Raw genomic sequence first — 14,226 nt, 5'->3', positions numbered from 1 at the left:
GAATGTCGAAAACCGTAGTGTTTTCAATCAGGCTGACAGTAACGGTTGTGAATAGTCAGATCAGCCCGCCCAAAATCCAGATTGGTCGCGATCGCGGCACCCTCCAATCTCCAGAACTCATGGGTATAGTAGAAACTTCTCTAGGCTGTGTCGCTCAGCGTTGAGTGGGAATTGAAATGCTGGCCACTGCTCCCCTCAATCGCTTTGTCTTACAATAGCTCTGACGTTTTTGGGGGCATCAGCTTGACGGCTGACCATCCTTCCTGATGTTGTTCCCTTGGCTAGTTAGCGACTCCATCGTGGGTCAAGCCATCTGTCATCGCCCACTTGACTGCTTCACCCGACATACGTAATCACCGGTAACTCCTGATGGCTATTCCTTCCCTGCTTCAGAAGGCGCGGCAGTGGTTTTTTAAGACACCCGAGCGTGCCCTTGATCAAGCCTACGAAGCTGCCAAGATGATCGAAGCGATTGAAAACGAGCATTTCAATGGGAACCCGATCGCCTCTGCCTACGGCAACTACGGCAAAAGCTCGATGGCTTACTTTCAGGGAGAGTTGAAAAAGTATCTCAATCTGATCGAGCTCCGGATGACTGAGTTTCGCGCCAGCAGTGCGGTCGTACGGGTGTCTGATCCGAAGATTATGGAGGTTCAAGTCAGCGATCGCGACGAGGCCAACCTCACCTTAAATGTGATCGATAAACCGGCGCTCTTCTTTCGCAAGCTACAGTTTGTGGACGAGGTGCGATCGCGCTATAGCCGCACCGAGGCCAATCCCCCGCCCACCGTCGTCATGGTGCCAGAATCCGCCACGGCCCGTCCTCGCCCCACCAAGTCAGCCACTCTGCTACAGGCAAAATCTCAAAACGGCAGCGTGAATGGCGCGATCGCCCCCCTCAGCCAGACCTCCGTTAACACCGCCAACGCTAACCAAAACGGGCAGACAAAATCCGCCGGTCTGTCTGGTAGCGCCAACGTCCTGCCCCGCTCAATTCTGCGCACGGTTGACCGCATTCGCCAAGACCTTGACCCCAACGCCGAAGAGCAAGTCGTCAAAGAATTTCGCTCCTCTCGCGGACGAACTACCATCGCGTTGAAGTTTTTGCTGCTGCTCATCATCGTGCCGTTATTGACCCAGCAGTTTGCCAAAAACTATGTCGTTGGCCCCATCGTTGACTACACCCGTGCCCAACAAGAAGCAGGCATCTTTTTGAATGTGGAGATGGAGGAAGAAGCCCTGCATGAACTCCAGCAGTATGAAGAACGCCTGCGGTTTGAAGTCTTGATTGGCAAAGTCGAACCGATTCGCGAAGCCGAGATCGAGGAGCGAGTCGTCGAAAAAGCCACTGAAATCGAAGAAGCCTATCGTCGCCGCAGCGCCGACTCCGTGAAAAACGTGTTTTCTGACATGCTGGCGGTGGGGGCTTTTGTGTTGCTTCTGATGAATCAAAAAAGCGGCATCCTCACCCTCAAAAGCTTTATGGATGAAATTGTCTACGGCCTCAGCGACAGTGCCAAGGCGTTCATCATCATTCTGTTTACTGACATGTTCGTTGGCTTCCACTCACCCCACGGTTGGGAAGTCTTGCTCGAAGGTCTGTCGCGCCACCTCGGATTCCCGGCTAATCGCGAGTTCATCTTTCTCTTCATTGCCACCTTCCCGGTGATTTTAGACACGGTCTTTAAATACTGGATTTTTCGCTATCTCAACCGCATCTCACCCTCCGCCGTTGCTACCTACAAAAACATGAACGAATAGCGCCGCCCGATCACTTTACCTGGGCGTCATCCTCAATTGGCCTTTCGTATTTTGTGATGCTCCAATCTCCCCAGGCCGGACGGAATGTAAAAAAACAGCTAACTCCTTAAGAGCTAGCTGCTGATTTTAGTCATATTCAGGTAGAAACCATGCTTTTTTCTCCGGGCAGGAGACGCTAGATGCTATGCCTCAGCTTGCTTGCGACGGCTAGCCAAGAAGCCAGCACCCGCAACCAGACCCAGACCCAACATAGTCGCCGGTTCAGGAACCTGAGCACCAACCACCTTGAAGTCAGGGCCGTTAAAGCTGGAACCATTACTGAAAACAGTAATGGTTTTTGCTCTACCTAAACCTAAATCCGCTAGAGAGAGGCCATAGCTGAATACTGATTGCTTAGAACCGATCTCAGTAGTATCGATATCAAAAGCAGCATCCGTAAAAGTTTCGTTGGTTTTGCTGCCAACCATGAATGGATTCCCACTATCTAGAATCACTTCTTTATCGCCGACTCTTACGCCAAGCTTGCTGTTTCCACCTCGCTCCCAGAATAGGAAGTTATTTATAGCCTTTCCAAATTCTAACGTAATCTCGAAGGAACCTTTATCTTCAGTATCAATGATGCTGTTGAGATTATTATTTCCTAAAGACTGTACGACGTTGGTTGCATTGGGGTCTTCAGCCTTAACTCCAACAGTTGCATTATCACCTAAGTCAGAACTAGCAGCACCAGAATTATTGGTGTTATCGGCAGCATTTAGATCGCGAGGATCATTCTGATTAATAGTGGCACTGGTGACAAACACAAAATCCTCGATTACTTTATTGCCAACTGTGATTGACTTGAGGAAGATATCCTCTTTTGGATTAGCGGTAGAAATTGGATCAAAGTTAGAAGCTTGGGTTGTGAAGTTAAACGCCTGGGCACCGGTGGCAGACATCATCACGCAGGTGGTGGCGACGCCGAGAGCCATTAAGTTCTTTTTCATCGTGTCTCCTTGAGTTTTTGCTTGATTCTTAGTGAGTTAAGAAAAATGTATGTAGGTAGATACTTAATTTGCTTTGCAGCGCACCTTGCCAATAGGTCAGTCACTGCGCATACCCCTATGTAATTACATTGAATCGCAAGGTGCATCTTTTTACGGAGAGATTTACGTGAGCTTTAATGATGAGTCGGTAAATGTAATACGTTTATATAGGTAACTGGTACGTAAAGCTGACTAAACGAGGTTGCGTGATCTGGAACAACTTTGAGGTGTGATCGAGATAATACGGCGCTGATCGCTGGGTGTGGCTTCAAGGATAGAGGGCTGTCATGCTTTCCTGCATAGGGATCGGCGACTTTGCCGTTGGCTGCAGAATGATTGTCTCCAGCAGCCTCGCCCCTGAAACATCCCCTGCAAGGCTAACCAAAGACTAGCAGGGGATGTCAGTAAATCTTCGTTCCGTAATGCCCTCAGTGTTAAAGGCGGCTTTACAGCAGCGCTGGTAGGCTTGAGAACACCTGACTCAGGGGTAGCTCTAACAGGTCTGTGAGCCCTGCCACCGATTGTTCGATCGCAATTACCTCAGCGCCCAATGAGGCGGTACCCGTGAGTATGCCTGCGCCCAACGTGAACTCCCCATCGAGTTGCTCCACGAGTTCAATCGCTTGGTTGTTCAGATCAATCAAATCAAAGGAGGTGGCGATCGCTTCTGTCCCCGAGGTTGTCAAGACATCCAATTGTCCCGCCAGCAGTTGTGCATCCAGCGTGACACCCGTCAGAAAGTCAACCGCTGCATCGCTCACCAGTTCGTCAAGTGCGACTGCGGCGGTGAATGAGCCGAGTACAGTATCAAACGTCAGGGCGGCGTCACCGTCACTCAGCGTGAGGTCACCGTTGAGGGTATTTAAGGGAACTTCGATATCAAAGCCCGGTAGGAAGGGGATCTCAATATTGCCGGTAAAGAAATTGACATTGGCATCAACCGTGCCAAACGGGGTGGGGACAGCAAACGGAAATTGCGCATCGGGGCTGAACGGTACGGCTAGATCAAATGCGCCAGCGGGCGACTCAACCGCTAAGTCCAAAACTCCATTGCCAAAAGCGATCGCGCCCTCGACCATGCCCCACGGGGTGTCCTCACTGATGAGCACCGTGCCATCTACGATGGGGAAATCCGCATCCACTTCGGATACTAAGAAGCTGAGGCCATTAGCCGCGAACGTTGCCAAGTCAAATGCCGTCACCTCGTACAAGGTATCTCCCGTGTCCAGGGTCGCATTCACAATGCCGTCGACCAGAGACACATTGCCACTGGCATCAGCCAGCCAGTCGCCGACTGCTGCCAGTGCGGCTGGAGTATCGAATGCGATCGGCAAACTTTCATCGGCTGCCGGGGTCAGCATCCCGTCGAGAACTCCGGCGGTGATGGTCAGCTCGCCAGTGGCATTGGTCAGCGTATCGATGCCATTTTGCCCAAAAGGCTCGGTGGCGGAGCTGGATGCCACGAGCAACTCGAAAATACTGGTGTCGAAAAAGGCTTGATTTGGCACGCTTTCTGCGGTCGTAAGCGGCTCTAATAATACGTTCAACAGGTTTGGTAGCATAACCCTCGATCTCACTTTAGAACAACCAATCGGGCGCGTGCTCAGTAATGGAGCTTAGCGAATTTTGCTAGGACTGTGGGAAACCTTCACAAAGCCGGGCGATGATGCGGCGATCGCGCTCCCTTGGCTGCTAGCATTGGTGCTTTTGTTCAGGGGTTGAGCGGCATCGACTCACATTTCAAAGACTACAAATGGGCCGATTTTTGACTGCCGCCAGCCCGTTGGTGCAATGTTCAGCCGTTGACGAACTGGGTCATGCCCCTCAAAATCGCCCACGTCTTACTGTTGGGGCCAGTGTGCTACTGCTGCGGACAGGCTGGCGATGCCTATGGTCATCCCATACGCAGTTTGCTGAAGTTGGCAGCGCGAAATCGTTAGAGGCAATCACGGATCAAGTTGTGTGTTCAAGTCACTGGATGGCTCAGCGCGCATCAGCGAAAACCTATCCAGTTGGAACATCCCACACCTAGTCGATCAGGCCTTCTTCGCGAGCGCGGATTTCGGTTTGGATGCGGATGTTTTTGCCCGCTTCGGGGTAGACCTCCAGGGCATCCTGCACCTTCGTCCAGTAGTGGCGGACGGTGCGCTCGGCGACGTTGATTTCTTCGGCGATCGCCTTATCCTGCAATCCTTCCTGAAAGGCGAGTCGCAATACTTCCAGCCATTCGGGTTTAACCTCAATGCCGGTGCGCATGTCGCGGGGGGTGTAGATGAGGCCCTTCAGCGCCCAGTCTACTTTGGTCAACATTTCCTGCATGGGCAGATTTTTATCCGCAATGGTGAAGCCCCCCTGGTGGGCATCGATCGCGGGTTTGAGACGCACCAGCGATCGCACATGGGCACTCTGTACCACGATATTCAATTCGGGATAGTCAGCCAGCAGCGATCGCAGCAGCTGAATACCCGTATCAATTTCCGATGGGGCTCCTGGCGCTTTAGGAATCGAGAGATCGGTCATGACCAGATCGGGCAAGCCGTAGCCTAGATCTTCTAAAGCCGCCTGGGCCGTTCCCGCCGTCCGAATGGTGGCGTCGGGATAGGTTTTTTCTAACGCCATGACGGTGCCCCCTAAGACGGCTTCATGATCGTCAACAACTAGGAGTTTGAGGGCGGCTGTGGGGGGGGGCATGGGCGGCGCTAGCGTGAAGGTGGTTAGATGCGACGGCAGCGGTGGGCTGCCACCCTAATTTTAAGGAAAACTGGTTGGCCTGAAACACCACGTCACAGGCTGCCTCAGTAAAGAGGCAAAAGGTCTCGAGGAACGGCTGCACTGTCTGCTCTATAGACTGCCGCATGGTGGGCGCGATCGCCGCTTCATAATCGACGGTAAAGGTCAAAGTTTTGAGGTTGTCAGTTTCGTTCAAGCGCAAAGCGGTGGCGACAGGATAGGGGAGCGTTTCAGCTAGCACGGGCAGCAGCGCTTTGAGCCACAACACTAATAGCTGGGTAAGTTCTAACGGTTCGGGCGGCCAAGTGGTCGGCAAGTGGGCTTGCAAATGCAGTCGCGCTTGCCAGGGCTGCACCGTGTGCTGCAAAGCCAACGGTAGCGAGTCTAAGGAAAAGGGGGATTGCAGGCGATCGCAAAAATTTTCGAGCAGGCTGTAAAGGCGACTCAAGTCGGCTAGGTGAGGCTCACAGGTCGATAGCTCAGCATTGTGGCCGAGGGGACAGGTCACCTCTAGCCGTCGCCGAATGGCAATGATTTCCTGCAAGATACCGTTGCGCAAAAAGTCGGTTTCTCGGCGCATCACCTGGGCTTGATGCTGATGCCACCACCGCAAGAGTGCCGTTGTGTCTGTGATCGCGATCGCCAATCTATTCGATCTCCCTCAATGCTCTTCATACAGTAACGCCTGATTTAGCGCGGAAACTGGCACTTTTTGGCAAAGTTAGCGGGCGCGGCATGGGGTAATCAATGCTCTGCAAGAGAACGACGGATTGCGATCGCGGGCGAGATGTTCACCATCAGTGTCAGGGCCGTGTCACCATCGCCGCGATCGCCCGCCTGACAACCAATGCACTTGGCCGCATTCATGACGACCATTACTTTGCGTGCCCCTTCATCGTCGTTTTCATCTTCATCAATACTCTCACCGTCTTCGTTGAGGACGATGAGAGCCATGACACCCCGGCCACAAGCTTGGAAGCAGCGGCCCCAGCCAAGACACTTGTCCTTAATGATTTCTGACAAAAACTGGGGAGTCCAAGCGTCGCCCCCAAAGGTCAGTCCGGTTACAAACGTCATGGTATGTGCGCCTCTGTTCAGGCCAGTTGTCTTCGCCAATTTCGTCACAGATTTTTTCGGCAATTTCTTCTGGGACTCCAGAGGTGCCGCCGTCAGGCCCACATAGCCATACTGTCTGTGAGACTAGACAAGGCCGAAAACATCCACGATATGCTTACTTACGCAGGTTCCGATTGAGTTTATGGAAAAAACAGATCTTGCGTTTACCCCAGCGTTGGAGCAAGCTCGTCTCGTGCGCCACAAAGCGATCTCCCCGCTGGAACTGACGGCACTCTATTTAGAGCGGATTGAGCGGTTGAATCCAATTTTGGGCAGCTATTTCACAGTGATGGGGGAAGCGGCGATCGCCGACGCCACCGATAAGACCGAGCAGCTAGCGACCAGTGATCCAGCTGATCTGCCCCCGTTTTTTGGGGTGCCGCTGTCGGTCAAAGATTTGAACCCGATCTCGGGGGTGCCCTGCTCTTACGGCATTGCCGCTGCCAAAAACCGCATCGCCGAAAAAGATGATGGGTTGATTCCTCGGTTGCGGGATGCCGGCTTCGTCATTTTGGGCAAAACAGCCACGTCGCAACTCGGTTCCCTGCCTTATACCGAACCACCGGGCTTTTTGCCGACGCGCAATCCCTGGCATCTCGACTACACTGCGGGCGGTTCTACCGGTGGTGGAGCCTCGGCCTTGGCCGCGGGGTTGTGCGCGATCGCGCAAGGGTCGGACGGGGGGGGGTCTCTACGCGGCCCGGCTTTTTGCTGTGGCCTGGTAGGCATGAAGCCGTCACGGGGGCGCGTGAGTTTTGCCCCGGTGGGTGAGCGGTTGCACGGCTTAGCGACGAATGGGCCACTGGGGCGTACGGTAGCCGACACGGCAGCTTTTTTAGATGTGATGGCGGGCTATGTGACAGGCGATCCGTATTGGTTGCCGCCACCGGAGACGAGTTTTCTCACGGCGACACAGATCGATCCGCCAGCGCTAAAAATCGGCGTGATTACGGGAGTCAGACCCATTGGTGACGCGGATGCCGACTGCAAACAGGCGGTGCTTGACACGGCGCATCATTTAGAATCGCTGGGCCATCATCTCGAGCCGGTGACACCGCCAGATTTATCCGAATTGATTGAACCCTTCACCATCGCCTGGCAGTGTGTGCTTGCTGAGGCGAATGTGCCCTTCTTTGTGATGGAAAAAATGAACCGCTGGCTATGGTGGCGGGCCTGTCAAATTCGCAGCGGCAAATACCTGCGGGCAGTGACCAAGCTCCAGGTGGTGTCGCGCAAAATCGTCGCGCAACTGCAAGACTATGACATTCTGCTCGCGCCGGTGTACATGCGGCCCGCCATCCGCATCGGCGAGTGGCAGTCTCTGCGCTGTCAGCAAATTCTCGACAACATTATTAATTGGATTGCCCCCTGCCCGCCCTTTAATGCCAGTGGGCAGCCCGCGATCGCCATCCCCACCGGGTTTACCTCCTCGGGCCTACCTATTGGGGTGCAGCTCATTGGCAGGCCAGCAGCGGATGATACGGTGCTGGCGATCGCTGCCCAGTTAGAACAGACGTTTTTCCAAAACCGCGATCGACCGGCCCTCCCTAATGGTGGTTAACTCGGCTGAAGGATGCCCGATGGCTGACCGAGAACCAGGCCCTTGCCCTCACCCCAAACCCCTATCCCAAGGCTAATCCTGTAGGGGTTTTACAATGCACTGCTAATATCGCGGCCTCGGTGAGCTCTGGTTGGATGGCCATCCTGGCCGTCCTTAACGCCCTGAGGCCTTTGAAGATGCGGGTTATGGAGGCAGGCTAGAAGCCTACCCGACCAGTCTCCGCAGTACTTAAGTCAATCGGCAATGGCCAGCGCTACCACTATCGTGGTAGCCGAAAGCTAAGTACCATAAGGTTTTTAGAAACCCCTATAGGATTAGCTCCCAAGCTTGGGAGAGGGGCTTTGAAGATCCGGTTTTTGTCGTCCCACTTTAGGGAATTGATATTGGCATGAAACGCGGGGCGATCGCGCCCTTACGCCTGGTTGGGCATCCCTATACTGACTGTCTGCGGCTCGCCCTTCGCGGTAAACTAAGCCTCTGAAACGCTTTGCTGGGCATGTTGGGAGGTTAGCAACATGGGATTTGTGATTGGCTTGATTGTCGGCTTATTGGCAGGGGGGACGATCACGTATTTCCTCACGTCCAAACAAGCCGTTCGTCAGGCGGCGATGGTGCAAGATTTACAGCGCCAGCTCGACCTCTCGGAATCAGAGCACGAACGCCGCCTCCGAGAAGCTACCGAGCAACTGCGCCAAGACTACGCGGCCCCAGCCGTCGCCCCACCCCCAGCGGTCAATCGGCCCCCGGCCCAGTCGGCCCCGCTTCCGGCCCCAAAGCCCACCGCACCTTTAGCGACCTCGCCCCGCCAGGCAGAAACCCCGGTCACGGCGACTGCGCCAAGCCCGATGCCGCAGGCAGTGATGCAGAGTCCGGCGGTTCCAGAGGACAAGGAATCGGCCGCCAGCTCGCCAGCGACGACCCCGGATGCGCCGTGCATCACCGACCCCAATGCCTTGTTAGCCGCTAGTTATGCCCCGGAGGCCGCCACCCGCCATCAGGTCGCGATCGCGATCGCCCAAATTTTGCCCCAGGCGGGAGTGCAAGCCCAAGCCCGCTGGTTACCCGTCCTGGGTCGATTGACCCGCGATGCCGACGCCACGGTGCGGCTAGCGGCCATCCAAGCTTTAGCGTCGGTGAATCCGGCTAAGCGCTTGCCCTGGCTGCGACGAGCGTTGAAAGATACCGACCCAGCAGTGGTGGCCGCCGCCAACGCCCTGATCAGCCCGACCAAGGGCCGCTCAGCGCGATCGCAACCGTCGAAAAAGCGTCGCCTGCCGAAAAACCAGTAACGCCACTCAAGGGCCGCCCTGGGATGTCATTCTGGCGAAACTGACTACTGAGCCGCTTGTAGTCGAGTCAGTGCTTCCGCAAAAAATTCGCTGGGTACCGCACCAGGAATCAGGAGGTTATCCATGATGAACGTTGGGGTGCTACGCAGTTGTAATTCCTGTACAAGGGCTAAATCGCGGGCCAGGGCAGCCTTGGCCTCCTCACTGTCGCGATCGCGGTTGAACTGCTCTAAATCCAACCCCAGGTCGGTGGCAATCTGCACATACAAGTCCTCACCGAGCTCTGCCTGATTGGCAAACAGGGCCTGATGAAACTCCCAAAACTGGCCCTGTTGGTCGGCGGCCCAAGTCGCCAACGCTGAGGGAATCGCTTCGGGGTGAATGCTGGTGAGGGGAAAATGCTTAAACACCAAGAGCACCTCATCCTCATGCGCCTCCATAAAGGCTGCCACTTGCTCTGAGGCCTGAGCGCAGTAAGGACATTGAAAATCCGAAAATTCCAACATCACAACTTCGGCATCGGGGTTGCCCTTCGTGGGGGAATCGCCAATCAATACGTCCCGACCGAGGTCGGCCACCACTTCACTCACCAGGGCTTGATGCGCCCGCAAATCGTCCTGCGGGTTAGCCTCGGCACCCGCAGGATCTGGCGCACCGGCCACCAGGGAGGCATCGCCCTCGGTGCGCATCAAGCTACCGAGCGAGACCAATAACGCCACGCTGATCAGGCCAAAAAAGCCTATGCCCAACCATAGCGGCCAATTTTTTGCCGTCGGCCGGGGAGACTTGGAGGACGTTTCGGGCGTTGACTCGGGGTTAGTTTCAGTTGGCGAAGGCGAAGAATCACTCATAACTTTCCTGGTAAGTAGCTGGGCTTAATTAAACGATAACCGGATGGTTGATTTTGACTCCGCTCAATCAGCGATATTGCTTGGCAGGTCAGAAGTTGAGGGTTGAGCGGAGTCGAAACCCGTCGGTGAAATCATTGTGCCTACCGACTTGCCTAATGGTTAACGGGGCGATCGCTGCGGCTAACCAGCCATTGCTGTGGGCAAAGCGTCAATACTGTAGCGCGATCGCCCAAGCCTTGAGCGGGGTGACCGCACTCGTCGGCACCGAGCGAGCCCCATCCCGGCCAACAACAGACCACAGACCAGCGAGCTAGCCCAGCAGCGACTGGCTCGGCATGGTGATCGGTGACTGGGTGCGAAAGGTGTAGACCACGTCGCCGTAATCTGTCGGCTCAAAGTCCGCAAAAAAGTCTCGGGCGCGGGCATCCAAAAAAGTCCTGGCTTGTGGCCCAGTAATGTGAGCGGCGATCGCAAAATCTAGCGCACTCACTTTTCCTCGGTTCTGCTCTAAACAGCAATAGAAGCACCGATATAAGCGTTGTTGAAACTGTTGGTGGCGATGCCAGCCATAGCCCCATGCCGCCAACCCCGACAACAGCAACAGCCAAGGCAGTAACAATTTGATCAGCCAAATGAGGAGGAGAAGGGCGATCGCAACGCCGATGCCCAATCCCAACCGTAAATTTAGATGCCGACCATCCATTGACTGAGTGCTCCGCTGAGTCAGGGCTGCCAAACCCTAGTTCATAGGTATTGTTTCGAGTGTAAGCGACTGCCCAGCGGTTGTCAGGGCGATCGCCCACAGACCGTAATATTCCACCACTCACCCACTCACCTACTCACCCACTCACCCACTCACCCATTCACCCACTCACCCACTCACCCAGCTACCCGCTCCAACCAGCCGCGCATCTTGCCCGGATTCAACAACCCATAAGGATCAACCTGCGCCTTGAAATTCACCTGCACTGGATTGATGGTCTTCATGCCGCCATCTTCCAGTATGTAGGTGTGAGGGTTGGCAATCAGAGCGCCGTTGGCCTCGTGGTAGTCAATAATTTCCTGCAACCGTTCTGGCGTCGAAAAGCGCACCAGTTGCAACGCGGCGGGAATCACGGCACCCCCCACCCGAAAATATTCCAGGTGCATCATCACTTCATCGCCAAAGTGCTCCTGCATGTGCTGCACTAGCTTCAGCTGGGGGTCGTAGGGAAAGAGGGTTTGCAGATAGGTGAGGGACGGATCCACATTGCGAGCGTGCAGGGTCGTGTGATTCCAGGTGAATTCGGCCAGCAGGGTCTTTTTGCCCGTTTCCTCCGCTGGCTTGTGATACGTGACGGTGCCGCCAAATTCCTTCACCAATTCCTGAAACAGCTCCATCGAGGGTTCCGCCACCATCAGTAGCGCCGCGTGGCACCCCTCGGGAAGATGAGCTTTCAATCCAGCGAAATAGCTGGGAATCGGCGCGGCATGAATGCTAATCAGCTTCTTAATCAGGCCGTCAGTGTCGCCCAACGCTTGCCCAAACCGCGCCGCCGTCATGAAATCATCGAACGTGACAATCACTTCGGCCCAGGGATACACCGGCCCCAGAGGAATTTCCAACTCAGTAATAATGCCGTTGGTGCCGTAGGCGTGGTTCACCTGCTGCACATCGTCGCCGCGCAGCTCCAGCACGCGAGGTTCATCCTCCAAGGTGACCACGCGTACAGCATTCAGATTGCCGCGATCGCGCAGTTGCCCGTACATGATGGAGCCAATGCCACCGCTGCCACCGCCGATGAAGCCCCCAATGGTGGCGGTGCGATACGTTGAGGGATACATGCGAATTTCCCAACCTTGAGGCTGAGTCACCTTGTCGATCGCCGCCAGCTTCGCCCCGGCTTCCACGCAGGCCATTCCCGGTTTGACCCACTTCACGGCATTCAGGCGGCTCAGGTCGAGAATGACGCCCCCCTCTAGGGGAATGCACTGGCCGTAATTGCCCGTTCCGGCCCCGCGCACCGTCAGGGGAATCCGCTCCGCCACACAGGCTTTAGCAACGGTCAACACCTCCGCTTCTGACCGAGGGCGCACCACCAGATCCGCCGTTTTGTCGGCTAACTGGGACTGCAAAATGGGGCTGAAGTAGTAATAGTCTTTGGACAGTTTATCGACCTGGGCGCGATCGCGAATCACCTCCACACCGCTCAAGGTTTCAATAAAGCGATGCCAATCTACATTCTTGGGAGCCATTGCAGTCATGATTGTTCTGAGATCGAAGTGCAGCTAGGGTCAACGTCCCGTCAGCGCCACGGGATTGCCTGTAGTTTTGCACAATTCTCAGGGTTGTGCCCCGTCATAGCGACAAGGTGGGATGTGCAACCGTGACGGGGCCGACAGCGGCAGTGGACAGGCTCGTCGTCTCATGATCGCGATCGCCCTGGAAGTCTCGATCAGTAGCTCCCAACCAGTCCGCCGGGCCGCGGTCGGGGGCAGGTGCCAGTGAGGCGATACGAGCGTCATTATTTCCCCCAGGAAACGGGCCTCTGGCAGAGCTATATTTCGGGGCAATAGAACGCCTATTTTCCAAAGCCAGCCTCCTCGGCACAGCGATCGCCTCAAGCCCAAAATTCAGATCACCCATAAAAGAATTTAGGAGAATTGCCTGCTCTTCGTCATCTCCAAAATTCAGCCACATCATCAATCATGACCAATCCAGTTTTGAGGATTTACTAGGATCCAGACGGCGATAAATCTCCAGTAGTTCAGACGAACCAATCCAACGAAGTGTCACCGTTGATACTTTTTCTGGCTGCGTTTTCGCCAGAGCTCTTTAAAAGCCTCTAAGCCCCTCCAGCTATAGGTTTGAGGTCTATGAGACGATTCAATTCAAAGTCTTTCGATTGGGCGTTGCAAAACTTTATTGTCGGATTTTTGAAAGTTTTTTGGATTCCACATTTAATTCACAGTTTTCCTGGCAGATTCCACAGGTTTTTCCACAGGCTATAACGAGTTTTGAGGGCTTTCTGAAAAACTGTGGATTAGGAAGAAATCGCTTTCCACATGGTGGGGAAAATCCGAAAAAATGGGGATCGCTAACTTCAATTGCATGAAAGCCTGATTCCCTCGTTTCCCTGATCCCCCCCATGCAGATCCACCGGTTTTTTTCAACATTGACACGACCTGGAGGAGTAGGCAGAATGATGCCCACTGGAAGACGTAGCGCCTGTGAACTCAACGGCTAAACCCCCCCGCTCGTACAGCGAGTGGGAAAGAGGTTTGAGTTCATGGAGGTGCGGTTTTTCTGTGTTTGCCGATTGGTTATGGTGTCAAAGGAGGAATGGATGAGCGGCCCCATGGTTAGCTTGTTAGTGGAAGTCCCGGAAGAACTCCACGAATCGCTTCAGTGTTATCTGGATTCTCATCCGGCCTGGAATCAGCAACGGGCGTTCTGCGCCGCGTTATCGCTTTTTCTGATGCAGAATGGCAGCTGCGATCGCCGCGTCAATCGTATCTATCTTGATACGTTGTTTGATTTTGCGGCGTAGCTCAGTTCAACTCTGGCGGGAGTCACAGCCCAGGCTGATGGCTCTCGCCAATTTTTTCGCCTGATTTAATTAAGTCACGGGTATGCGATAGCGATCGACGACTGGAATTTTTAGCTGAGTTTTAGCGCCTGCGCGACAGGGCCATCAGCGCGTGAGACTTTTATCCCTTGGGGTGCGAGGTTTGGCGAGAGGGCAACACCCGTTTTTCGAATAGGTGTAAACCAAGTCCAATTTGAAAACTGGAGTTTTGCGTGTTTGGAAAAAAACTCACCTAACCTCTCCTTCTCAAGGCTACTAAGTACACACAAGTCATGTTGTAGTAGGATGCTGCCAGAAAACATGGGGTCATCGAGATGGAGAATC

Annotated in this window: 13 protein-coding genes; 4 read left to right on the top strand and 9 right to left on the bottom strand. The window is 54.5% G+C overall.

The features are described from left to right. The first annotated feature begins 369 nt into the window (after positions 1-369). Entirely contained in the window at positions 370-1,761 is a 1,392-nt protein-coding gene (locus tag JUK32_RS07235; protein WP_204138180.1) for a proton extrusion protein PcxA, read from the top strand. A 182-nt stretch (positions 1,762-1,943) separates the two neighbouring features. Here JUK32_RS07235 and JUK32_RS07230 read toward each other — a convergent pair whose 3' ends face one another. The 5 genes from JUK32_RS07230 to fdxB all read right to left on the bottom strand — a co-directional run bounded on the left by JUK32_RS07230 (position 1,944) and on the right by fdxB (position 6,593). Then, complete coding sequence (locus JUK32_RS07230) at positions 1,944-2,747, bottom strand: exosortase-dependent surface protein XDP2 (protein ID WP_239112411.1); 804 nt, start codon at positions 2,745-2,747, stop codon at positions 1,944-1,946. Positions 2,748-3,232: 485 nt separating this feature from the next. Continuing rightward, a complete protein-coding gene (locus JUK32_RS07225; protein WP_204138179.1) occupies positions 3,233-4,348 on the bottom strand; it encodes a hypothetical protein in 1,116 nt (371 codons plus the stop codon). 466 nt (positions 4,349-4,814) lie between these two features. Then, positions 4,815-5,477 carry a response regulator transcription factor gene (locus JUK32_RS07220; RefSeq protein ID WP_204138178.1) on the bottom strand — a complete coding sequence of 221 codons (663 nt, stop codon included), beginning with the start codon at positions 5,475-5,477 and terminating at the stop codon, positions 4,815-4,817. Next, positions 5,437-6,162: a hypothetical protein gene (locus tag JUK32_RS07215; RefSeq protein ID WP_204138177.1), complete on the bottom strand. Its 726-nt coding sequence runs from the start codon at positions 6,160-6,162 to the stop codon at positions 5,437-5,439. Before JUK32_RS07215 ends, JUK32_RS07220 begins: the two co-directional genes overlap by 41 nt. A gap of 98 nt (positions 6,163-6,260) precedes the next feature. Next, a complete protein-coding gene (fdxB, locus tag JUK32_RS07210) occupies positions 6,261-6,593 on the bottom strand; it encodes a ferredoxin III, nif-specific (RefSeq protein WP_204138176.1) in 333 nt (110 codons plus the stop codon). Between the two features lie 181 nt (positions 6,594-6,774). Between fdxB and JUK32_RS07205 the strand changes: the two genes are divergently transcribed. Together JUK32_RS07205 and JUK32_RS07200 are read left to right on the top strand one after the other, a co-directional pair. After that, complete coding sequence (locus tag JUK32_RS07205) at positions 6,775-8,193, top strand: amidase (protein ID WP_204138175.1); 1,419 nt, start codon at positions 6,775-6,777, stop codon at positions 8,191-8,193. Positions 8,194-8,708: 515 nt separating this feature from the next. Further along, the gene (locus JUK32_RS07200) at positions 8,709-9,482 is read left to right on the top strand and encodes a HEAT repeat domain-containing protein (protein ID WP_204138174.1); all 774 of its coding nucleotides are present in this window, start codon (positions 8,709-8,711) and stop codon (positions 9,480-9,482) included. Positions 9,483-9,526: 44 nt separating this feature from the next. Here the strand turns inward: JUK32_RS07200 and JUK32_RS07195 are convergent, their stop codons facing one another. The 3 genes from JUK32_RS07195 to JUK32_RS07185 all read right to left on the bottom strand — a co-directional run bounded on the left by JUK32_RS07195 (position 9,527) and on the right by JUK32_RS07185 (position 12,577). Further along, positions 9,527-10,333 (bottom strand): DsbA family protein, encoded by an 807-nt coding sequence (locus tag JUK32_RS07195; RefSeq protein ID WP_204138173.1) that lies wholly within the window; start codon positions 10,331-10,333, stop codon positions 9,527-9,529. A gap of 310 nt (positions 10,334-10,643) precedes the next feature. Beyond that, positions 10,644-11,069, bottom strand: coding sequence for a hypothetical protein (locus JUK32_RS07190; protein WP_204138172.1), 426 nt, complete (start codon positions 11,067-11,069; stop codon positions 10,644-10,646). A 143-nt stretch (positions 11,070-11,212) separates the two neighbouring features. After that, positions 11,213-12,577 carry an FAD-binding oxidoreductase gene (locus JUK32_RS07185; RefSeq protein ID WP_239112410.1) on the bottom strand — a complete coding sequence of 455 codons (1,365 nt, stop codon included), beginning with the start codon at positions 12,575-12,577 and terminating at the stop codon, positions 11,213-11,215. Between the two features lie 1,094 nt (positions 12,578-13,671). Here JUK32_RS07185 and JUK32_RS07180 point away from each other — a divergent pair. Continuing rightward, positions 13,672-13,863: a DUF2811 domain-containing protein gene (locus tag JUK32_RS07180; RefSeq protein ID WP_239112409.1), complete on the top strand. Its 192-nt coding sequence runs from the start codon at positions 13,672-13,674 to the stop codon at positions 13,861-13,863. A 110-nt stretch (positions 13,864-13,973) separates the two neighbouring features. Here JUK32_RS07180 and JUK32_RS07175 read toward each other — a convergent pair. Continuing rightward, positions 13,974-14,226 (bottom strand): hypothetical protein (locus JUK32_RS07175; protein ID WP_204138170.1); only part of this gene is annotated, 253 nt, incomplete at its 5' end.

The sequence above is a fragment of the Halomicronema sp. CCY15110 genome (genome assembly GCF_016888165.1).
Classification (GTDB): Bacteria; Cyanobacteriota; Cyanobacteriia; order Phormidesmidales; family Phormidesmidaceae; genus Halomicronema.
The sequence above is the reverse complement of the archived record's forward strand: the minus strand, read 5'-3'. Positions and strand labels throughout refer to the sequence as shown.